At 25.1% G+C, this 21074-nt stretch carries 23 protein-coding genes and 2 pseudogenes; 15 read left to right on the top strand and 10 right to left on the bottom strand.

Annotated features, from left to right (window positions below; translation table 4 throughout):
• Nucleotides 1-18: 18 nt before the first annotated feature.
• Together AACL02_RS05205 and AACL02_RS05200 are read right to left on the bottom strand one after the other, a co-directional pair.
• Nucleotides 19-2160 carry an ATP-dependent Clp protease ATP-binding subunit gene (locus tag AACL02_RS05205; RefSeq protein WP_281748895.1) on the bottom strand — a complete coding sequence of 714 codons (2142 nt, stop codon included), beginning with the start codon at nucleotides 2158-2160 and terminating at the stop codon, nucleotides 19-21.
• Nucleotides 2161-2229: 69 nt separating this feature from the next.
• Nucleotides 2230-2472, bottom strand: coding sequence for a hypothetical protein (locus AACL02_RS05200; protein WP_339043200.1), 243 nt, complete (start codon nucleotides 2470-2472; stop codon nucleotides 2230-2232).
• On the opposite strand from AACL02_RS05200, the gene AACL02_RS05195 reads away from it, so the two are divergent.
• Both AACL02_RS05195 and AACL02_RS05190 read left to right on the top strand, forming a co-directional pair.
• Entirely contained in the window at nucleotides 2418-2927 is a 510-nt protein-coding gene (locus tag AACL02_RS05195) for a hypothetical protein (RefSeq protein ID WP_339043198.1), read from the top strand. The two genes, AACL02_RS05200 and AACL02_RS05195, sit on opposite strands and share 55 nt — an antisense overlap.
• 145 nt (nucleotides 2928-3072) lie before the next feature.
• A complete protein-coding gene (locus AACL02_RS05190) occupies nucleotides 3073-4143 on the top strand; it encodes a hypothetical protein (RefSeq protein WP_339043196.1) in 1071 nt (356 codons plus the stop codon).
• Nucleotides 4144-4294: 151 nt separating this feature from the next.
• On the opposite strand, the gene AACL02_RS05185 is transcribed toward AACL02_RS05190, so the two are convergent.
• Nucleotides 4295-5116, bottom strand: coding sequence for an IS1595 family transposase (locus AACL02_RS05185; RefSeq protein WP_339043194.1), 822 nt, complete (start codon nucleotides 5114-5116; stop codon nucleotides 4295-4297).
• On the opposite strand from AACL02_RS05185, the gene AACL02_RS05180 reads away from it, so the two are divergent.
• The 4 genes from AACL02_RS05180 to AACL02_RS05165 all read left to right on the top strand — a co-directional run bounded on the left by AACL02_RS05180 (nucleotide 5097) and on the right by AACL02_RS05165 (nucleotide 8978).
• Nucleotides 5097-5588 (top strand): hypothetical protein, encoded by a 492-nt coding sequence (locus tag AACL02_RS05180; RefSeq protein WP_339043192.1) that lies wholly within the window; start codon nucleotides 5097-5099, stop codon nucleotides 5586-5588. The genes AACL02_RS05185 and AACL02_RS05180 overlap by 20 nt on opposite strands.
• A gap of 226 nt (nucleotides 5589-5814) precedes the next feature.
• The gene (locus AACL02_RS05175; RefSeq protein ID WP_338977898.1) at nucleotides 5815-6339 is read left to right on the top strand and encodes a hypothetical protein; all 525 of its coding nucleotides are present in this window, start codon (nucleotides 5815-5817) and stop codon (nucleotides 6337-6339) included.
• Nucleotides 6340-6391: 52 nt separating this feature from the next.
• The gene (locus AACL02_RS05170) at nucleotides 6392-7213 is read left to right on the top strand and encodes an IS1595 family transposase (RefSeq protein WP_339043190.1); all 822 of its coding nucleotides are present in this window, start codon (nucleotides 6392-6394) and stop codon (nucleotides 7211-7213) included.
• 196 nt (nucleotides 7214-7409) lie between these two features.
• Entirely contained in the window at nucleotides 7410-8978 is a 1569-nt protein-coding gene (locus tag AACL02_RS05165) for a hypothetical protein (RefSeq protein ID WP_339043188.1), read from the top strand.
• Nucleotides 8979-9199: 221 nt separating this feature from the next.
• Here AACL02_RS05165 and AACL02_RS05160 read toward each other — a convergent pair whose 3' ends face one another.
• The gene (locus tag AACL02_RS05160; RefSeq protein WP_339043186.1) at nucleotides 9200-10021 is read right to left on the bottom strand and encodes an IS1595 family transposase; all 822 of its coding nucleotides are present in this window, start codon (nucleotides 10019-10021) and stop codon (nucleotides 9200-9202) included.
• Here AACL02_RS05160 and AACL02_RS05155 point away from each other — a divergent pair.
• The 4 genes from AACL02_RS05155 to AACL02_RS05140 all read left to right on the top strand — a co-directional run bounded on the left by AACL02_RS05155 (nucleotide 9967) and on the right by AACL02_RS05140 (nucleotide 12252).
• The gene (locus AACL02_RS05155; RefSeq protein WP_339043184.1) at nucleotides 9967-10134 is read left to right on the top strand and encodes a hypothetical protein; all 168 of its coding nucleotides are present in this window, start codon (nucleotides 9967-9969) and stop codon (nucleotides 10132-10134) included. The two genes, AACL02_RS05160 and AACL02_RS05155, sit on opposite strands and share 55 nt — an antisense overlap.
• 116 nt (nucleotides 10135-10250) lie before the next feature.
• On the top strand, nucleotides 10251-10676 hold the full coding sequence (locus AACL02_RS05150; protein ID WP_339043183.1) for a hypothetical protein: 426 nt from the start codon (nucleotides 10251-10253) through the stop codon (nucleotides 10674-10676).
• 51 nt (nucleotides 10677-10727) lie between these two features.
• Nucleotides 10728-11549, top strand: a complete 822-nt coding sequence (locus AACL02_RS05145; RefSeq protein ID WP_339040600.1) for an IS1595 family transposase — start codon at nucleotides 10728-10730, stop codon at nucleotides 11547-11549.
• A 253-nt stretch (nucleotides 11550-11802) separates the two neighbouring features.
• The gene (locus AACL02_RS05140) at nucleotides 11803-12252 is read left to right on the top strand and encodes a DxFTY motif-containing membrane protein (protein WP_339043181.1); all 450 of its coding nucleotides are present in this window, start codon (nucleotides 11803-11805) and stop codon (nucleotides 12250-12252) included.
• A gap of 97 nt (nucleotides 12253-12349) precedes the next feature.
• Here AACL02_RS05140 and AACL02_RS05135 read toward each other — a convergent pair whose 3' ends face one another.
• Nucleotides 12350-13444, bottom strand: a complete 1095-nt coding sequence (locus AACL02_RS05135) for a PQQ-binding-like beta-propeller repeat protein (protein ID WP_339043179.1) — start codon at nucleotides 13442-13444, stop codon at nucleotides 12350-12352.
• Nucleotides 13445-13558: 114 nt separating this feature from the next.
• Complete coding sequence (locus AACL02_RS05130) at nucleotides 13559-13765, bottom strand: hypothetical protein (protein ID WP_339043177.1); 207 nt, start codon at nucleotides 13763-13765, stop codon at nucleotides 13559-13561.
• Between the two features lie 202 nt (nucleotides 13766-13967).
• Here AACL02_RS05130 and AACL02_RS05125 point away from each other — a divergent pair, with 202 nt between their 5' ends.
• The 3 genes from AACL02_RS05125 to AACL02_RS05115 all read left to right on the top strand — a co-directional run bounded on the left by AACL02_RS05125 (nucleotide 13968) and on the right by AACL02_RS05115 (nucleotide 15858).
• Complete coding sequence (locus AACL02_RS05125) at nucleotides 13968-14216, top strand: transposase (protein ID WP_339043175.1); 249 nt, start codon at nucleotides 13968-13970, stop codon at nucleotides 14214-14216.
• Between the two features lie 37 nt (nucleotides 14217-14253).
• Nucleotides 14254-15374, top strand: a protein-coding gene (locus tag AACL02_RS05120; protein WP_339040217.1) for an IS3 family transposase whose coding sequence is annotated in 2 segments (ribosomal slippage) — nucleotides 14254-14497 and nucleotides 14497-15374 — 1122 coding nt in all. Because the reading frame shifts where the segments join, the coding sequence is not laid out codon by codon here.
• A gap of 127 nt (nucleotides 15375-15501) precedes the next feature.
• Nucleotides 15502-15858, top strand: a complete 357-nt coding sequence (locus AACL02_RS05115; protein ID WP_339043173.1) for an IS3 family transposase — start codon at nucleotides 15502-15504, stop codon at nucleotides 15856-15858.
• Here AACL02_RS05115 and AACL02_RS05110 read toward each other — a convergent pair.
• A protein-coding gene (locus AACL02_RS05110) for an IS3 family transposase (RefSeq protein WP_422397828.1) occupies nucleotides 15814-16931 on the bottom strand; the annotation gives its coding sequence in 2 pieces (ribosomal slippage) (nucleotides 15814-16661 and nucleotides 16661-16931; 1119 coding nt in all). The two genes, AACL02_RS05115 and AACL02_RS05110, sit on opposite strands and share 45 nt — an antisense overlap.
• A gap of 181 nt (nucleotides 16932-17112) precedes the next feature.
• Nucleotides 17113-18233 (bottom strand): annotated as a pseudogene (locus AACL02_RS05105) (IS3 family transposase).
• A 66-nt stretch (nucleotides 18234-18299) separates the two neighbouring features.
• On the opposite strand from AACL02_RS05105, the pseudogene AACL02_RS05100 reads away from it, so the two are divergent.
• A pseudogene (locus AACL02_RS05100) lies at nucleotides 18300-18548 on the top strand (transposase); the annotation flags it as partial.
• On the opposite strand, the gene AACL02_RS05095 reads toward AACL02_RS05100, so the two are convergent.
• The gene (locus AACL02_RS05095; RefSeq protein ID WP_339043169.1) at nucleotides 18535-18861 is read right to left on the bottom strand and encodes a hypothetical protein; all 327 of its coding nucleotides are present in this window, start codon (nucleotides 18859-18861) and stop codon (nucleotides 18535-18537) included. The pseudogene AACL02_RS05100 and the gene AACL02_RS05095 overlap by 14 nt on opposite strands.
• Before the next feature lie 321 nt (nucleotides 18862-19182).
• On the opposite strand from AACL02_RS05095, the gene AACL02_RS05090 reads away from it, so the two are divergent.
• The gene (locus tag AACL02_RS05090) at nucleotides 19183-20133 is read left to right on the top strand and encodes an IS30 family transposase (protein WP_339043167.1); all 951 of its coding nucleotides are present in this window, start codon (nucleotides 19183-19185) and stop codon (nucleotides 20131-20133) included.
• 91 nt (nucleotides 20134-20224) lie between these two features.
• Here the strand turns inward: AACL02_RS05090 and AACL02_RS05085 are convergent, their stop codons facing one another.
• Nucleotides 20225-21046 carry an IS1595 family transposase gene (locus AACL02_RS05085; protein ID WP_339043165.1) on the bottom strand — a complete coding sequence of 274 codons (822 nt, stop codon included), beginning with the start codon at nucleotides 21044-21046 and terminating at the stop codon, nucleotides 20225-20227.
• Between the last annotated feature and the right edge of the window lie 28 nt (nucleotides 21047-21074).

Here is a 21074-nt window from a genome sequence, read left to right as displayed (position 1 = left end):
GTGTAATAATATCAAGACTTAATTGAATTTTATTTTTTTACTGAGAATAAACATATTATCTTTATTGATAGTAATTACCATTCGTTTGTGGGGTATTAGTTCTTCTTTAATAATAGCTTGTGCGATAATAGTTTCAATATAGTGTTGAATATAGCGTTTAATCGGTCGTGCGCCATATTCTTCATCATAAGCATCTTTTAGTATTTTATTAACTACTTCTGATTCATAAGATAATTGTAAATTTTTTTCTTGTCTTAATCGTAATAATAAAGTATCTAATTCTTTAATAATAATTTCTGTTATTACTTTTTTACTTAATGGATTGAAGATAATAATTTCATCAATTCGATTAATAAATTCTGGTCGAAATGATTTTTTTAAGATATTTAATGCTTGTTCTTTACTGTTATCTTTACCACTTAATAGTTCTTGTGAACCAAGATTTGAAGTCATAATAATTATTGTGTTTTTAAAGTCAATTAAGAGACCGTGACTGTCTGTAATTCTACCTTCATCAAGAATTTGTAATAAAATATTTAATACTTCAGGATGGGCTTTTTCGATTTCATCAAAAAGAATGATACTGTAAGGATTTCTTCTTACTTTTTCGGTTAATTGTCCACCATTTTCATAACCAACATAGCCAGGAGGTGAACCTAGTAATTTGCTAACTGCGTGTTTTTCCATAAATTCTGACATATCAATACGAACCATATTTTTTTCGCTATCAAATAAAATATCAGCTAAGGTTCTGGCAACTTCAGTTTTTCCAACACCGGTTGGACCCAAGAAAATAAATGAACCAATTGGACGATTGGGATCTTTAATACCAGCACGAGCTCTAATTAAAGCATCACTTACCAACTGTAGGGCATTACTTTGACCTTTAATTCTTGTATTTAAAGTTAAGGGTAATTTTAATAATTTTTCTTTTTCGGTTGCTAATAAACGAGTAACAGGAATGCCGGTTCATTTTGCAACAACTTTTGCAATATCTTCACTAGTAACATCTTCGCGTAGTAAAGGATTATCTTTTTTTATATTTTCACTATCTTTAAGTTCTTTTTCTAAGTTGGGAATAATACTATATTGTAGTTCACCAGCTTTTGTAAAATTACCTGATAATTGATACAATTCTAGTTCTGATTTAGCATTTTCTAATTTATTTTTTAAACTAGTAATATGGTCTAATGCTGACTTTTCTTTGATTCATTTATCTTCTAATTGTTGTAAAGTATTTTTTTTAGTTTTTAATTGTTTATCGACTTCAATTAGTCTTGTTTGCGAGTTTTCATCTTTTTCTTTGCTTAAGGCTGCTTGTTCAATTTTTAATTGTAAGACTTTTCTTCTTATATCATCTAAATCACTAGGAACCGAAGCAATTTCAGTTTTAATACTAGCACAAGCTTCATCAATTAAGTCAATTGCTTTATCAGGTAAGTAACGATCATTAATATATTTATTAGATAGATAAACAGCTTCTCGTAATGCACTATCATGAATTTTTACACCATGATAAGCTTCAAAACGTTCTTTTAAACCACGTAAGATAGCAGTTGTATCTTCTGTTGTTGGTTCTTTAATAATCATCTTACGAAATCTTCGTTCAAGGGCTGCATCTTTTTCAATGTATTGACGATATTCGTCAAGCGTTGTGGCACCAATACAACGTAGCTCACCACGCGCTAACATTGGTTTTAGTAAATTAGAAGCATCCATTGAACCTTGTGTTCTACCAGCACCAACAATTAAATGTAGTTCATCAATAAATAAAATAATTTTACCATTAGAATTTTTAATTTGGTTAATAACCGCTTTTAATCGTTCTTCAAACTCACCTTGGAATTTAGCGCCAGCAATTAGTGCTCCCATATCTAGTTCATAAATAATTTTATCTTTTAAGTTACTAGGAACATCACCACGAACAATACGTTGGGCTAAACCTTCAATAATAGCAGTTTTACCAATACCAGGTAAACCGATTAAGACGGGGTTGTTTTTAGTTTTTCGTGAGAGTATTTCTTCTACTTTACGAATATCTTCATCACGTCCAATAATAGGATCCATTTTTCCTGTTTTAGCTTGTACAATTAGATTACGAGCGAATTTATCAAGAATTTTAGGATCATTACTATAGTTAGGGATTTCATTTAATTGCATAATGTCACTCCTCTTTTTAGCAATATAATTAATTGATTGCTAATCATATTAATATACTAACAAATAAAATTAGCAGTTTCAAGTAGTAACTGCTAATTTTATATTTAATTGACTTAGGGATAAGTATTTTCAATTAAAGAAACTTAATATAATATTAATATTTGTGATAGATCTTGTAGGTATTTTAGATCTTAAATATATATTTCTCGTGTAAATAATATACGGACTTCTCCCCACATGTACTTGTGGAGGGAATAATGAAACTGAATGAATTCAACAATGCTTTTCAAACTGAACAGCAATGTCTTGCATATATAGCAAATTTGAAAGAAAACAAATGTATTAGGTGTTTTAATTTTAATTTGAATACTTCTGATTTAAAAAGAATGAGATGTTTAAAATGTAATCAAACATTTAGCATTCTCACAGGCACCATATTTTCAAGGTCACAAACATCTTTAACATCTTGGTTTTATCTTATATTTAGATGAATAAACACCAAACATGGAATTCCATCAACAGATATTGCAAAAGAACTGGGAGTGACTTTGAAAACTGCTTGAAGAATGACTCATAAAATCAGAACACGTATTGCAAAACAAAAACCTCAATTTATTGTTGAAGGTACAGTGCAAATTGATGAAATGTATCTTTCACATATGGGTTTTAAAAAACAAGGAAGATCCTTGGTGAATAAAACCTTGATTGTTGGCATTTATCAAAAAAAAACCAATAATTTAAGGCTTTTCTCAGCATTTATGTGATAAAATTAAAATAGTACATAAAGGGAGAAAAGCCATAATATATATCATATTTTTAAAAGAATTGATATACTAATTACATAATTGCTAGATAAAAATAAATAATAGTAATTTAATAACTTTTAAATATTAAATTTGATAAGGAAATATTATGAAACAATTTAAACAAAAATTAATTTTATTACTTAGTGCTAGCAGTTTATTAGTAACCTCAGTATTAAGTATTAGTTTTAATAATAAAAATCATCAAACTAGTAATAGTAAAGTTAGCGGCTTTCATATTACTGTTAAGTCATCAAATCGTAACTTAGTTAATAGTATTAAATCTTGAAATAATGATTCACAATATTTATATAATAATGTTAAAAATACACCATTAAATGTTAATTTTGATAGTTATGATCAAATTATTAATAATGATTGAACACATAGTAATATTGAAACCAATGATATTATTAATGATCAAGGTTATAGTCAATTAAAAAATATTATTAATGATAATAGTAGTTATTTTAAAAATGCAGAAGGTTTTCTTACTGCAGGTGTTTTTGGTCATACTTTTAATGAAAAAAGTAATAATTTAATTTTACAATATCATCAAACAATTAAAGAAAGTATTGATGCAGGACTTTTTGCAACAATATATGAAGCAAGTGACATTAATACTTTAATGGAAGTTCCATATAATTTACAACCAACTACTAATTTTCAAAAATCTAATTTTGAAACGCGTGCTAAAATATTTCCAATTGGACCATTTGCAAATACTAAGGATAGTTTTAGTAATGAAATGTTTGTTTTTTATGTGCATCCTCCTTTTAAAAAATTAGGATTAGAAATTTCTATTAATAATGAAAACAGAGAAATAAAAAAAATTGTTAAAACTAATAGTAATAAAACTTTTGACTATGCTATTTTAAACCAAGATTATAGTAAAAATAAGCCCACTATATATAATGTTAAATGAAATGATAGTGATGGTAGTACTGTTTTAAGACAAGAAACACTTACTATTAATAGTTCTATGCCAGACATTCAAGTTATTAATGAAAAAGAAGATAAATCTTCATTAATTCATCAATATTTTATTAATGATGAAAAAAATAGTAATTTACAAATGATTGCTTTTAGTCAAATTAAATCAGAAGCTGTTATTACTGCTAATGTTAGTGAAGATAAATGAACATATCAGCGTGTTGATGATAATCTTGTTCCGCAATAAGAAAAGGTAACACCTATTTCAAATCAACCATTAAAAACATATCAATCTGAAGATCATACTATTTATTTAGGCTTTTCTCCCTTTATGTACTATTTTAATTTTATCACATAAATGCTGAGAAAAGCCTATCTACGGACTTCTCCCCACATTTTTAAATCAAACATAGAATTACAGTTTCAAAACTAGGTATCTTGTTGAATTTATATGCAGCTTCTTTAGCATATAAATGAACATGATGTTTTGCAACTTTGATATGTGTTTTAAATGTTCTTCTTATATGTTTTCAAACTGATTCAATTTGGTTGGTATTTACACCAATTTTTGAAACATAGCCATCTTGATGGTTAACTGTTTCATGCTTAGTGAAAACTGATTTAAAATCGCAATATCCTTTTCAATAATCAGTATATACAAGACATTTTGAAGAAATGTGGTTTTTTGCAAACTGCAAAAGATTTTTACTATTTGCGTTTTTCAATACTTTCACAATTAAATTATTGGTTGTTTTTTGATAAATGCCAACAATCAAGGTTTTATTCACCAAGGATCTTCCTTGTTTTTTAAAACCCATATGTGAAAGATACATTTCATCAATTTGCACTGTACCTTCAACAATAAATTGAGGTTTTTGTTTTGCAATACGTGTTCTGATTTTATGAGTCATTCTTCAAGCAGTTTTCAAAGTCACTCCCAATTCTTTTGCAATATCTGTTGATGGAATTCCATGTTTGGTGTTTATTCATCTAAAGATAAGATAAAACCAAGATGTTAAAGATGTTTGTGACCTTGAAAATATGGTGCCTGTGAGAATGCTAAATGTTTGATTACATTTTAAACATCTCATTCTTTTTAAATCAGAAGTATTCAAATTAAAACTAAAACACCTAATACATTTGTTTTCTTTCAAATTTGCTATATATGCAAGACATTGCTGTTCAGTTTGAAAAGCATTTTTGAATTCATTCAGTTTCATTATTCCCTCCACAAGTACATGTGGGGAGAAGTCCGTTTATTTATTACAAAGAATAGTAAATGATAAAGTTGATAATTCTTCAAGACAATATTTAAATATTTATAATATTAATCCTTTATCAACTAAGTTTTCTGGTTTTACTAATTTTGCTAATAGTCAATCTGGTATTGAATTTAATCAGTATTTACAAGAAACTACTAATATAGATTGTGCAATTGATGTACTAAATCCAGGTCAATTACATTATTGATTATTATTTTATGAGCACGATTTAATTACTCATTTATATGCTAATGTTAAACATGATGAAAAAAATAAAAATAACCCTTTTGCTTTAGCAGAAATAAAACCAAAGACAACAACTTTAATTAATAATTGAAATATTATAATTATTGGTAGTAATTTTTTATTAGTTATTATTGCTATTCCAGTAGTTATAGCAATATTAAGAAGAATAAAAATTAAAAAGTAAGTGGTTAATTGAAGTAAGCCTAGTCATTATAGATATAGTTTATTAAATTTTAATCATATAGATATTATAAAAATTTATGTAATATTGATAAAAATAATTAAATTTTCGATACTAAATATAGAAAATATGATATTATTTTTTTAAAAATTAATATAAGTTTTAAATTCATTACTTATTCAAAAGTAAATGAGTTTTTTTTATTTTTTTAAAAAAGGAGAAGTTAATAATGACTTGATTAGAAGTAGAAAAGGCAATTGCAGATTTAGATGAAAGACAAAAAGATGAAACTAATTTTATATTAGTTGATAGTAATTATCATCCAGAAATGACTAAGAAAAAATACAAATACTGAAAAAAATTTAAAACAAAACATTCAACAGCAGCAAAAACATTAAAAATTATTTCTGCATCTACTAAAGGACTTGTTAAGGGGGGTTATGAAGGTATTCCTGAAGGTGCTGTTAGAGGTACTATTATTGGTGCTGGTGGTGTTTTGGTTACAACTTTTTTTGTATCTCCACCTGCCGGCATTATTGTTGCAGGAGCTGCTGTTGCTGGTGGTGTTACTTATGCAGTTGTTAAAGGTAGTCATGTAGCTATTATAAAAGGAAAAGTAGCAGCAAAAAAATTTGATGAAAAGAAAAAAGTACAAAAACAAGATTTAGAAGAAGCACAAAAACACGCAATAAATTCTAATACAGATTTACAAAATAAAACAAAAACTAAATCAAAAAAATCAATTAATTTATAGGATAGGTAATTTTTAATCGGACTTCTCCCCACATGTACTTGTGGAGGGAATAATGAAACTGAATGAATTCAACAATGCTTTTCAAACTGAACAGCAATGTCTTGCATATATAGCAAATTTGAAACAAAACAAATGTATTAGGTGTTTTAGTTTTAATTTGAATACTTCTGATTTAAAAAGAATGAGATGTTTAAAATGTAATCAAACATTTAGCATTCTCACAGGCACCATATTTTCAATGTCACAAACATCTTTAACATCTTGGTTTTATCTTATCTTTAGATGAATAAACACCAAACATGGAATTCCATCAACAGATATTGCAAAAGAATTGGGAGTGACTTTGAAAACTGCTTGAAGAATGACTCATAAAATCAGAACACGTATTGCAAAACAAAAACCTCAATTTATTGTTGAAGGTACAGTGCAAATTGATGAAATGTATCTTTCACATATGGGTTTTAAAAAACAAGGAAGATCCTTGGTGAATAAAACCTTGATTGTTGGCATTTATCAAAAAACAACCAATAATTTAATTGTGAAAGTATTGAAAAACGCAAAGAGTAAAAATCTTTTGCAGTTTGCAAAAAACCACATTTCTTCAAAATGTCTTGTATATACTGATTCTTGAAAAGGATATTGCGATTTTAAATCAGTTTTCACTAAGCATGAAACAGTTAACCATCAAGATGGCTATTTTTCAAAAATTGGTGTAAATACCAACCAAATTGAATCAGTTTGAAAACATATAAGAATAACATTTAAAACACATATCAAAGTTGCAAAACATCATGTTAATTTATATGCTAAAGAAGCTGCATATAAATTCAACAAGATACCTAGTTTTGAAACTGTAATTCTATGTTTGATTTAAAAATGTGGGGAGAAGTCCGTAGATAGGCTTTTCTCAGCATTTATGTGATAAAATTAAAATAGTACATAAAGGGAGAAAAGCCATAATATATATCATATTTTTAAAAGAATTGATATACTAATTACATAATTGCTAGATAAAAATAAATAATAGTAATTTAATAACTTTTAAATATTAAATTTGATAAGGAAATATTATGAAACAATTTAAACAAAAATTAATTTTATTACTTAGTGCTAGCAGTTTATTAGTAACCTCAGTATTAAGTATTAGTTTTAATAATAAAAATCATCAAACTAGTAATAGTAAAGTTAGCGGCTTTCATATTACTGTTAAGTCATCAAATCGTAACTTAGTTAATAGTATTAAATCTTTAAATAATGATTCACAATATTTATATAATAATGTTAAAAATACACCATTAAATGTTAATTTTGATAGTTATGATCAAATTATTAATAATGATTGAACACATAGTAATATTGAAACCAATGATATTATTAATGATCAAGGTTATAGTCAATTAAAAAATATTATTAATGATAATAGTAGTTATTTTAAAAATGCAGAAGGTTTTCTTACTGCAGGTGTTTTTGGTCATACTTTTAATGAAAAAAGTAATAATTTAATTTTACAATATCATCAAACAATTAAAGAAAGTATTGATGCAGGACTTTTTGCAACAATATATGAAGCAAGTGACATTAATACTTTAATGGAAGTTCCATATAATTTACAACCAACTACTAATTTTCAAAAATCTAATTTTGAAAAGCGTGCTAAAATATTTCCAATTGGACCATTTGCAAATACTAAGGATAGTTTTAGTAATGAAATGTTTGTTTTTTATGTGCATCCTCCTTTTAAAAAATTAGGATTAGAAATTTCTATTAATAATGAAAACAGAGAAATAAAAAAAATTGTTAAAACTAATAGTAATAAAACTTTTGACTATGCTATTTTAAACCAAGATTATAGTAAAAATAAGCCCACTATATATAATGTTAAATGAAATGATAGTGATGGTAGTACTGTTTTAAGACAAGAAACACTTACTATTAATAGTTCTATGCCAGACATTCAAGTTATTAATGAAAAAGAAGATAAATCTTCATTAATTCATCAATATTTTATTAATGATGAAAAAAATAGTAATTTACAAATGATTGCTTTTAGTCAAATTAAATCAGAAGCTGTTATTACTGCTAATGTTAGTGAAGATAAATGAACATATCAGCGTGTTGATGATAATCTTGTTCCGCAAGAAGAAAAGGTAACACCTATTTCAAATCAACCATTAAAAACATATCAATCTGAAGATCATACTATTTATTTATTACAAAGAATAGTAAATGATAAAGTTGATAATTATTCAAGACAATATTTAAATATTTATAATATTAATCCTTTATCAACTAAGTTTTCTGGTTTTACTAATTTTGCTAATAGTCAATCTGGTATTGAATTTAATCAGTATTTACAAGAAACTACTAATATAGATTGTGCAATTGATGTACTAAATCCAGGTCAATTACATTATTGATTATTATTTTATGAGCACGATTTAATTACTCATTTATATGCTAATGTTAAACATGATGAAAAAAATAAAAATAACCCTTTTGCTTTAGCAGAAATAAAACCAAAGACAACAACTTTAATTAATAATTGAAATATTATAATTATTGGTAGTACTTTTTTATTAGTTATTATTGCTATTCCAGTAGTTATAGCAATATTAAGAAGAATAAAAATTAAAAAGTAAGTGGTTAATTGAAGTAAGCCTAGTCATTATAGATATAGTTTATTAAATTTTAATCATATAGATAGTATAAAAATTTATGTAATATTGATAAAAATAATTAAATTTTCGATACTAAATATAGAAAATATGATATTATTTTGGCTTTTCTCCCTTTATGTACTATTTTAATTTTATCACATAAATGCTGAGAAAAGCCTATCTACGGACTTCTCCCCACATTTTTAAATCAAACATAGAATTACAGTTTCAAAACTAGGTATCTTGTTGAATTTATATGCAGCTTCTTTAGCATATAAATGAACATGATGTTTTGCAACTTTGATATGTTTTTTAAATGTTCTTCTTATATGTTTTCAAACTGATTCAATTTGGTTGGTATTTACACCAATTTTTGAAACATAGCCATCTTGATGGTTAACTGTTTCATGCTTAGTGAAAACTGATTTAAAATCGCAATATCCTTTTCAATAATCAGTATATACAAGACATTTTGAAGAAATGTGGTTTTTTGCAAACTGCAAAAGATTTTTACTCTTTGCGTTTTTCAATACTTTCACAATTAAATTATTGGTTGTTTTTTGATAAATGCCAACAATCAAGGTTTTATTCACCAAGGATCTTCCTTGTTTTTTAAAACCCATATGTGAAAGATACATTTCATCAATTTGCACTGTACCTTTAACAATAAATTGAGGTTTTTGTTTTGCAATACGTGTTCTGATTTTATGAGTCATTCTTCAAGCAGTTTTCAAAGTCACTCCCAATTCTTTTGCAATATCTGTTGATGGAATTCCATGTTTGGTGTTTATTCATCTAAAGATAAGATAAAACCAAGATGTTAAAGATGTTTGTGACCTTGAAAATATGGTGCCTGTGAGAATGCTAAATGTTTGATTACATTTTAAACATCTCATTCTTTTTAAATCAGAAGTATTCAAATTAAAATTAAAACACCTAATACATTTGTTTTCTTTCAAATTTGCTATATATGCAAGACATTGCTGTTCAGTTTGAAAAGCATTGTTGAATTCATTCAGTTTCATTATTCCCTCCACAAGTACATGTGGGGAGAAGTCCGATTATTTTTTTAAAAATTAATATAAGTTTTAAATTCATTACTTATTCAAAAGTAAATGAGTTTTTTTTATTTTTTTAAAAAAGGAGAAGTTAATAATGACTTGATTAGAATTAGAAAAGGCAATTGCAGATTTAGATGAAAGACAAAAAGATTAAACTAATTTTATATTAGTTGATAGTAATTATCATCCAGAAATGACTAAGAAAAAATACAAATACTGAAAAAAATTTAAAACAAAACATTCAACAGCAGCAAAAACATTAAAAATTATTTCTGCATCTACTAAAGGACTTGTTAAGGGGGGTTATGAAGGTATTCCTGAAGGTGCTGTTAGAGGTACTATTATTGGTGCTGGTGGTGTTTTGGTTACAACTTTTTTTGTATCTCCACCTGCCGGCATTATTGTTGCAGGAGCTGCTGTTGCTGGTGGTGTTACTTATGCAGTTGTTAAAGGTAGTCATGTAGCTATTATAAAAGGAAAAGTAGCAGCAAAAAAATTTGATGAAAAGAAAAAAGTACAAAAACAAGATTTAGAAGAAGCACAAAAACACGCAATAAATTCTAATACAGATTTACAAAATAAAACAAAAAATAAATCAAAAAAATCAATTAATTTATAGGATAGGTAATTTTTAATCGGACTTCTCCCACATGTACTTGTGGAGGGAATAATGAAACTGAATGAATTCAAAAATGCTTTTCAAACTGAACAGCAATGTCTTGCATATATAGCAAATTTGAAAGAAAACAAATGTATTAGGTGTTTTAGTTTTAATTTGAATACTTCTGATTTAAAAAGAATGAGATGTTTAAAATGTAATCAAACATTTAGCATTCTCACAGGCACCATATTTTCAAGGTCACAAACATCTTTAACATCTTGGTTTTATCTTATCTTTAGATGAATAAACACCAAACATGGAATTCCATCAACAGATATTGCAAAAGAATTGGGAGTGACTTTGAAAACTGCTTGAAGAATGACTCATAAAATCAGAACACGTATTGCAAAACAAAAACCTCAATTTATTGTTGAAGGTACAGTGCAAATTGATGAAATGTATCTTTCACATATGGGTTTTAAAAAACAAGGAAGATCCTTGGTGAATAAAACCTTGATTGTTGGCATTTATCAAAAAACAACCAATAATTTAATTGTGAAAGTATTGAAAAACGCAAAGAGTAAAAATCTTTTGCAGTTTGCAAAAAACCACATTTCTTCAAAATGTCTTGTATATACTGATTCTTGAAAAGGATATTGCGATTTTAAATCAGTTTTCACTAAGCATGAAACAGTTAACCATCAAGATGGCTATGTTTCAAAAATTGGTGTAAATACCAACCAAATTGAATCAGTTTGAAAACATATAAGAAGAACATTTAAAACACATATCAAAGTTGCAAAACATCATGTTCATTTATATGCTAAAGAAGCTGCATATAAATTCAACAAGATACCTAGTTTTGAAACTGTAATTCTATGTTTGATTTAAAAATGTGGGGAGAAGTCCGTAGATAGGCTTTTCTCAGCATTTATGTGATAAAATTAAAATAGTACATAAAGGGAGAAAAGCCTTTTTAATTTCATTAAATTGTGGAAAACTATTTTTATTTTTATTTTAAATTTTTGTATTAAAATAAGTGTTATTTAATAAATATAAATCTTATTTAATTATTGATAAAAGCATGTTAAAATTGTAAATAATTATATTATTGTAAAGAATTATATTATAGAAGAGGATAAGTATGGAAAATAAAAACCAAGAAGTTAATTTTGAAAATAATAGTGAAAATACATTTCCAAGAACTAAGTTTTTTCTAAGTGTTGGTTATTTAATAATACAAGTATTAATTCCAGGAATTATTCTTTTTTTTACTACTAGTACTGATTTTACTTTTAAATTGCCTTTTTGAATAATGGTACTTTCTAGTTTAATTTTAATTATATTTACTTTTATTATAACCTTTATTACATATAAGTTAAAATTACATCAATTAGATCAATTTACATATAGTATTCCATTTGCTTTTGTTTTATCATTATTTTATTTGTCAGGATACTTTTTAACTCCTCAACAAATTTTAATACGTTTTATTATTTCAATCGCTGGTGCTGTTATTGGTATTTTTTTAACGAGTATTATTTTATTATTAGTATTAAGAAAAAAACAAAAAAAATCATATATTAAGTTATAATAAGTGATATAAATCTAAAAAAATAAAACGAAAAAAAGGCGCGTAATATATGTTACGCACCTTTTTAAATATATGTTTTTTATTTACTGTATAAAAATTATTCAATATCTAATTCTCATACATTTGTAATTGTTCCAGCAAATATTTTTTTATCAACTATTAATGATGAATATACTGAAGCATTTAATTCATATTTGTTTTTTACTTGACTAAAGCTTGAATCAAGTTCATAAACATTATTATTATCAGTGGTAGCATATATTTTGTTATTTAAATCTTCTATTGATAAAGAAAAAATTTTACCATCTTTCAAATTAATTTTTTCTGTTATTTCATTTTTGATTAAATCATACTGATAAATTTTGTCTTCTGTTGCTAATATTAATTCAGTATCAGATAGTGCTTTAATATCAAAAATAATATTACTTTTATTTTTAAAATCATATTTTAATTTATGGGTTTTAGTTTCTAAATCAATTTCTCATAATTTCCCTTCACTAGTGCCAGCGTATATTTTATTTTCTGCAATTTTAACTAGGGCATTTACATCACCTCAATCGTCAAAACGATATTTTTTAGTATTACCAGTATTAATATCTAATTCATAAACATTACCAATACCAGTACCAACATATAACTTATCTTTTGAACCTTCAATTAAAGTTTTAGAATCATACTTATCACCAAATCCAATGAATTTCTTTTCTGCAGTTTCAGTTTCTAAATCAATTTCTCAAATTGTATTTGTTATTGTACCAACATATACTTTACCATTTGATGCTTTAATTAAACTATTTATACGTTCTTCATTTAATTGATATTTATTGATTTTTGTATTATTAGTAAAATCAATCTCTCAAATATTTCCGTTCTCTGTTGCAGCAAATATTATACTATCTGAGATTTGAAGAAATTTATTTATTTTTCCATCATTTAATTCATATTTATTAGAAATTTGACCTTCACCTATGATAATTGTTAGATTAGTAGTTAAATTTTTAAATGAATCATAATTATAATTAATTTTTGCATTAATAGAACCACTAACTGTGAAGTCTTCATCTTTTAAATCAATTTCTTTATTATTAGTAATTTTGTTTAATGAAAATAAATTATTTTTAAAAGAATTTTTAATTTCAGAAATTAATGAATTTTTAATAAATTCAGCATTAATTGAATCATTTAATTCCATTACTGAACTTTGAAAATTAACTTTTTTTGTATATTTTGTTTCATTAATATCATCAACAATTTTTTCAGAAGAAGCATTAATATTAATTATTAATAAAGTTTCTTTATTTTTAATTTATCCATAATTAAAAATGATTTTAGCATTAATTATACCTCATTTATCTAAATCTTCTTGTTTTAAATCTTCTTCATTATTAGTAATTTTATTAAATTTAAAATCTTCGAATTTAAAAACATTTTTAATATCATTATTTTTTATTTCATTTTTAATAAATTCAGATTTATTAATTTTTTTATTGATAGATTCTAAACTATCTTTCATTGTTATATTAACTGTATATGTAGTTTCACTAATAGCATCAACAATTTGTTTATCTGAATATTTTACACTGATTTTTAAATCAACAAATTGATTTTTAATTTTTCCATAATTATAATTAATTTTTGCATTAATAAGTTGGATGGGTTACACTTTATTGGACACTAATTACGTAGACAAGTGAACAAAGAAAGGAACTATAATTATGGCCAATATTAACTCATATACCGATGAATTTAAAAAACAAATAGTAGCTTTATATCAAAGTGGCAAATCAGTATCTTGCCTTGCTAAAGAATATAATGTTACAAGAGCAGCTACTTACAATTGAATTAAGCAATTTACTAATTCAGGTAGTTTTAAAACTAAAGATAATCGTTCTTTTGAAGAAAATGAATTAATTAAATTAAGAAAAGAATTAAAACTGGATGGGTTACACTTTATTGGACACTAATTACGTAGACAAGTGAACAAAGAAAGGAACTATAATTATGGCCAATATTAACTCATATACCGATGAATTTAAAAAACAAATAGTAGCTTTATATCAAAGTGGCAAATCAGTATCTTGCCTTGCTAAAGAATATAATGTTACAAGAGCAGCTACTTACAATTGAATTAAGCAATTTACTAATTCAGGTAGTTTTAAAACTAAAGATAATCGTTCTGTTGAAGAAAATGAATTAATTAAATTAAGAAAAGAATTAAAACAATTAAGAATGGAAAATGATATTTTAAAGCAAGCAGCACTAATAATAGGCAGAAAATAGAAATTATTGTCAAAAATAAAGTTAAATATAAAATTCGCACAATGTGTCATTTTTTAAAAATCTCTAAATCAACATATTATTTTAATTTAAAGAAAAAAGAAAATAAAATCAAAAATAATATTTATGATGAAGCTGTTATTAGTGCTTTTAAAGAAAATAAAGAAGTTTATGGTACTAGAAGATTAAAAGTCATTCTAGAAAACCAAGAAATTTATTTATCAAGACGAAAAATTAAAGAAATTATGAATAAACATAATTTAATATCAAAATACACTAAATTATCATACAAAAATCATAATAACAAAGTTAACGATAGTCCAATAAACAATCTTGTTGATAGAAACTTTAATAATAGAGTTAAAAATGAAGTTATTGTTAGTGATTTAACTTATGTTCAAGTAAATGGTAAGTGAAACTATATTTGTTTATTAATTGACCTATTTAACCGCGAAATAATTGGACATAGTGTAGGTACTAAAAAAGATGCATCATTAGTATATCAAGCATTTATGCACTCAAATCGCTGTTTAAAAGATATTCAAATATTTCATAGTGATCGCGGTAATGAATTTAATAATAAAATTATTGATAAACTTTTACTAGCATTCAATATTAATCGCTCTTTAAGCAAAAAAGGTTGTCCTTATGATAACGCTGTTGCTGAAGCAACCTTTAAAACTTTCAAAACCGAATTTATTAATGATAAAAATTTTACATCATTAATCCAATTAAAATTAGAATTATTTGATTACATCAATTGATATAACAACATAAGAATTCACAGCACTTTAAACTACTTAACTCCAGTTAATTATCAAAAACAAATGTCTACCAAAAAATAGTCCTAAAAAAGGTTGCCATTCCAAAACAATTAAGAATGGAAAATGATATTTTAAAGCAAGCAGCACTAATAATAGGCAGAAAATAGAAATTATTGTCAAAAATAAATCTAAATATAAAATTCGCACAATGTGTCATTTTTTAAAAATCTCTAAATCAACATATTATTTTAATTTAAAGAAAAAAGAAAATAAAATCAAAAATAATATTTATGATGAAGCTGTTATTAGTGCTTTTAAAGAAAATAAAGAAGTTTATGGTACTAGAAGATTAAAAGTCATTCTAGAAAACCAAGAAATTTATTTATCAAGACGAAAAATTAAAGAAATTATGAATAAACATAATTTAATATCAAAATACACTAAATTATCATACAAAAATCATAATAACAAAGTTAACGATAGTCCAATAAACAATCTGGAATGGCAACCCTTTTTAGGACTATTTTTTGGTAGACATTTGTTTTTGATAATTAACTGGAGTTAAGTAGTTTAAAGTGCCGTGAATTCTTATGTTGTTATATCAATTGATGTAATCAAATAATTCTAATTTTAATTGGATTAATGATGTAAAATTTTTATCATTAATAAATTCGGTTTTGAAAGTTTTAAAGGTTGCTTCAGCAACAGCGTTATCATAAGGACAACCTTTTTTGCTTAAAGAGCGATTAATATTGAATGCTAGTAAAAGTTTATCAATAATTTTATTATTAAATTCATTACCGCGATCACTATGAAATATTTGAATATCTTTTAAACAGCGATTTGAGTGCATAAATGCTTGATATACTAATGATGCATCTTTTTTAGTACCTACACTATGTCCAATTATTTCGCGGTTAAATAGGTCAATTAATAAACAAATATAGTTTCACTTACCATTTACTTGAACATAAGTTAAATCACTAACAATAACTTCATTTTTAACTCTATTATTAAAGTTTCTATTAACAAGATTGGTTATTTGACTATCATTGACTTTATTATGATAATTTTTGAATGATAATTTAGTGTATTTTGATATTAAATTATGTTTATTCATAATTTCTTTAATTTTTCGTCTTGATAAATAAATTTCTTGGTTTTCTAGAATGACTTTTAATCTTCTAGTACCATAAACTTCTTTATTTTTTTTAAAAGCACTAATAACAGCTTGTTCATAAATATTATTTTGAATTTTATTTTTTTTCTTTAAATTAAAATAATATGTTGATTTAGAGAGTTTTAAAAAATGACACATTGTGCGAATTTTATATTTAGATTTATTATTTGCAATAATCTCTACTTTCTGCCTATTATTAGTGCTGCTTGCTTTAAAATATCATTTTCCATTCTTAATTGTTTTAATTCTTTTCTTAATTTAATTAATTCATTTTCTTCAACAGAACGATTATCTTTAGTTTTAAAACTACCTGAATTAGTAAATTGCTTAATTCAATTGTAAGTAGCTGCTCTTGTAACATTATATTCTTTAACAAGGCAAGATACTGATTTGCCACTTTGATATAAAGCTACTATTTGTTTTTTAAATTCATCGGTATATGATTTAATATTGGCCATAATTATAGTTCCTTTCTTTGTTCACTTGTCTATGTAATTAGTGTCCAATAAAGTGTAACCCATCCAATCTTGTTGATAGAAACTTTAATAATAGAGTTAAAAATGAAGTTATTGTTAGTGATTTAACTTATGTTCAAGTAAATGGTAAGTGAAACTATTGGAATGGCAACCTTTTTTAGGACTATTTTTTGGTAGACATTTGTTTTTGATAATTAACTGGAGTTAAGTAGTTTAAAGTGCTGTGAATTCTTATGTTGTTATATCAATTGATGTAATCAAATAATTATAATTTTAATTGGATTAATGATGTAAAATTTTTATCATTAATAAATTCGGTTTTGAAAGTTTTAAAGGTTGCTTCAGCAACAGCGTTATCATAAGGACAACCTTTTTTGCTTAAAGAGCGATTAATATTGAATGCTAGTAAAAGTTTATCAATAATTTTATTATTAAATTCATTACCGCGATCACTATGAAATATTTGAATATCTTTTAAACAGCGATTTGAGTGCATAAATGCTTGATATACTAATGATGCATCTTTTTTAGTACCTACACTATGTCCAATTATTTCGCGGTTAAATAGGTCAATTAATAAACAAATATAGTTTCACTTACCATTTACTTGAACATAAGTTAAATCACTAACAATAACTTCATTTTTAACTCTATTATTAAAGTTTCTATCAACAAGATTGTTTATTGGACTATCGTTAACTTTGTTATTATGATTTTTGTATGATAATTTAGTGTATTTTGATATTAAATTATGTTTATTCATAATTTCTTTAATTTTTCGTCTTGATAAATAAATTTCTTGGTTTTCTAGAATGACTTTTAATCTTCTAGTACCATAAACTTCTTTATTTTCTTTAAAAGCACTAATAACAGCTTGTTCATAAATATTATTTTTGATTTTATTTTCTTTTTTCTTTAAATTAAAATAATATGTTGATTTAGAGATTTTTAAAAAATGACACATTGTGCGAATTTTATATTTAACTTTATTTTTGACAATAATTTCTATTTTCTGCCTATTATTAGTGCTGCTTGCTTTAAAATATCATTTTCCATTCTTAATTGTTTTAATTCTTTTCTTAATTTAATTAATTCATTTTCTTCAACAGAACGATTATCTTTAGTTTTAAAACTACCTGAATTAGTAAATTGCTTAATTCAATTGTAAGTAGCTGCTCTTGTAACATTATATTCTTTAACAAGGCAAGATACTGATTTGCCACTTTGATATAAAGCTACTATTTGTTTTTTAAATTCATCGGTATATGAGTTAATATTGGCCATAATTATAGTTCCTTTCTTTGTTCACTTGTCTACGTAATTAGTGTCCAATAAAGTGTAACCCATCCACTTTTACTAGCATTCAATATTAATCGCTCTTTAAGCAAAAAAGGTTGTCCTTATGATAACGCTGTTGCTGAAGCAACCTTTAAAACTTTCAAAACCGAATTTATTAATGATAAAAATTTTACATCATTAATCCAATTAAAATTAGAATTATTTGATTACATCAATTGATATAACAACATAAGAATTCACAGCACTTTAAACTACTTAACTCCAGTTAATTATCAAAAACAAATGTCTACCAAAAAATAGTCCTAAAAAAGGTTGCCATTCCAAGTCCTATTTTTTTAAAGTCATTATTATTAAAATTTTTTTGATTAATTTCATCTAATGAATTTTTAATAAAGTCTGAACTAATGTTTGTTTTTAATTCATCTATAGTACTATTAATTATGATATTATCAAGTGAATAATTAGTTTGATTAATTGCATTTACTATTTTTTGATCATTATTTTTTTGTTTTTCTTTTATTGCACATGATGCAATACTTAAAGACATTGGTAATACAACAGTTAATACACCAACTGTTGCTAGCATTTTTTTATAACTTAATTTTCTTTTCATCTTTCACAACTCCAAAGTGTTATTATATTGTTTTTTTTGTTTGAATTTCAATACTTAAAAAGGAATGAGTTAAATTGAATATCAATTTTATTTTCATTCCTAAATAATTTTTTAATGTTTTAATTTACTATTGATCAGTTTACATTAGTTTTAATTTATATTGATTTGTTGAAGATTTTTTTTGTGAATTTAGTGAGGCTTTTCTCCCTTTATGTGCTGAATTATACTTGTAAGTGCAAGTAAATAAAATTGCAAAAAAATTCTCATATAAAAATTTCATAATGCTAAATTTATTTTATAAAAAAAGTAAGGAGTTTTTATATGAGTTATAAACATCTTGGCGTAGATGAAAGAATTTATATTGAGAATCAATTGAAATTTAAAGTTAAAATTAGTGAAATAGCTAAAAATCTTAATCGAAATATTAGTACTATTATTCGAGAAATTAATAGAAATCAAGATAATAGTAATTATTTTTCATTGATTGCACAAAATAAAGCTGAAAATAGAAAACAATCACATATTTTTTTTCATAAGTTTAAAAATAAAGATTTAGTAAAATATGTGCAACAAAAACTATTATTAGGCTGATCACCTGAACAAATTTATGGCAGAATTAAAAATTTTCATAAACAATGAGTTATTAGTTTTAAAACAATTTACAATTGAATTTATTCTGGATTGCTTGATCAAGTTACTAGTAAAAATTTAAGAAGAAAAGGCAAAAAACGCAAATCTCAAGAAAATCGTGGCAAATTCAATAGCAAATCAATTAAAGAAAGAGATCTTAATATTAATGATCGTATAACACTTGGTCATTGAGAAGGAGATACTATAGTATCATCACGAGGCAAAAGTAAAAAATGTTTAATAACTTTAGTTGAAAGAGTATCACGATTTACTTTAGCAATATTAGTTAAAAACAGAACTACTAAAGTTATTAACAAAAATATTAGCCATTATTTATCAATTCTTCCTAAAAATATTGTTAAAACCATTACTTTTGATCGTGGTAAAGAATTTTCAAATTGACAACAACTTGAAAAAAATTTAGATGTGAAAATTTATTTTGCAAATCCATATTCACCTTGAAAAAGAGGTACTAATGAAAATACTAATGGTTTAATTAGAGAAAAATTTCCTAAAAAATTTAATTTTTCAAAAACTTGTAAAAATGAAGTTCATAAATTTATATTGTCTTTAAACCAAAGACCAAGAAAAATACTAAATTATCTTTCACCGATAGAATATTTGGATAGAAAAATAATTTAGTTGCACTTACCTTTACAATTTAGCATGTACTATTTTAATTTTATCACATAAATGCTGAGAAAAGCCTATCTACGGACTTCTCCCCACATTTTTAAATCAAACATAGAATTACATTTTCAAAACTAGGTATCTTGTTGAATTTATATGCAGCTTCTTTAGCATATAAATGAACATGATGTTTTGCAACTTTGATATGTGTTTTAAATGTTCTTCTTATATGTTTTCAAACTGATTCAATTTGGTTGGTATTTACACCAATTTTTGAAACATAGCCATCTTGATGGTTAACTGTTTCATGCTTAGTGAAAACTGATTTAAAATCGCAATATCCTTTTCAAGAATCAGTATATAAAAGACATTTTGAAGAAATGTGGTTTTTTGCAAACTGCAAAAGATTTTTACTCTTTGCGTTTTTCAATACTTTCACAATTAAATTATTGGTTGTTTTTTGATAAATGCCAACAATCAAGGTTTTATTCACCAAGGATCTTCCTTGTTTTTTAAAACCCATATGTGAAAGATACATTTCATCAATTTGCACTGTACCTTCAACAATAAATTGAGGTTTTTGTTTTGCAATACGTGTTCTGATTTTATGAGTCATTCTTCAAGCAGTTTTCAAAGTCACTCCCAATTCTTTTGCAATATCTGTTGATGGAATTCCATGTTTGGTGTTTATTCATCTAAAGATAAGATAAAACCAAGATGTTAAAGATGTTTGTGACCTTGAAAATATGGTGCCTGTGAGAATGCTAAATGTTTGATTACATTTTAAACATCTCATTCTTTTTAAATCAGAAGTATTCAAATTAAAATTAAAACACCTAATACATTTGTTTTCTTTCAAATTTGCTATATATGCAAGACATTGCTGTTCAGTTTGAAAAGCATTGTTGAATTCATTCAGTTTCATTATTCCCTCCACAAGTACATGTGGGGAG

Origin of the sequence: Spiroplasma endosymbiont of Apeira syringaria, from assembly GCF_964020205.1 — a bacterium.
In the GTDB taxonomy this organism is placed as follows: Bacteria; Bacillota_I; Bacilli_A; order Mycoplasmatales; family VBWQ01; genus Spiroplasma_E; species Spiroplasma_E ixodetis_A.
The sequence above is the reverse complement of the archived record's forward strand: the minus strand, read 5'-3'. Positions and strand labels throughout refer to the sequence as shown.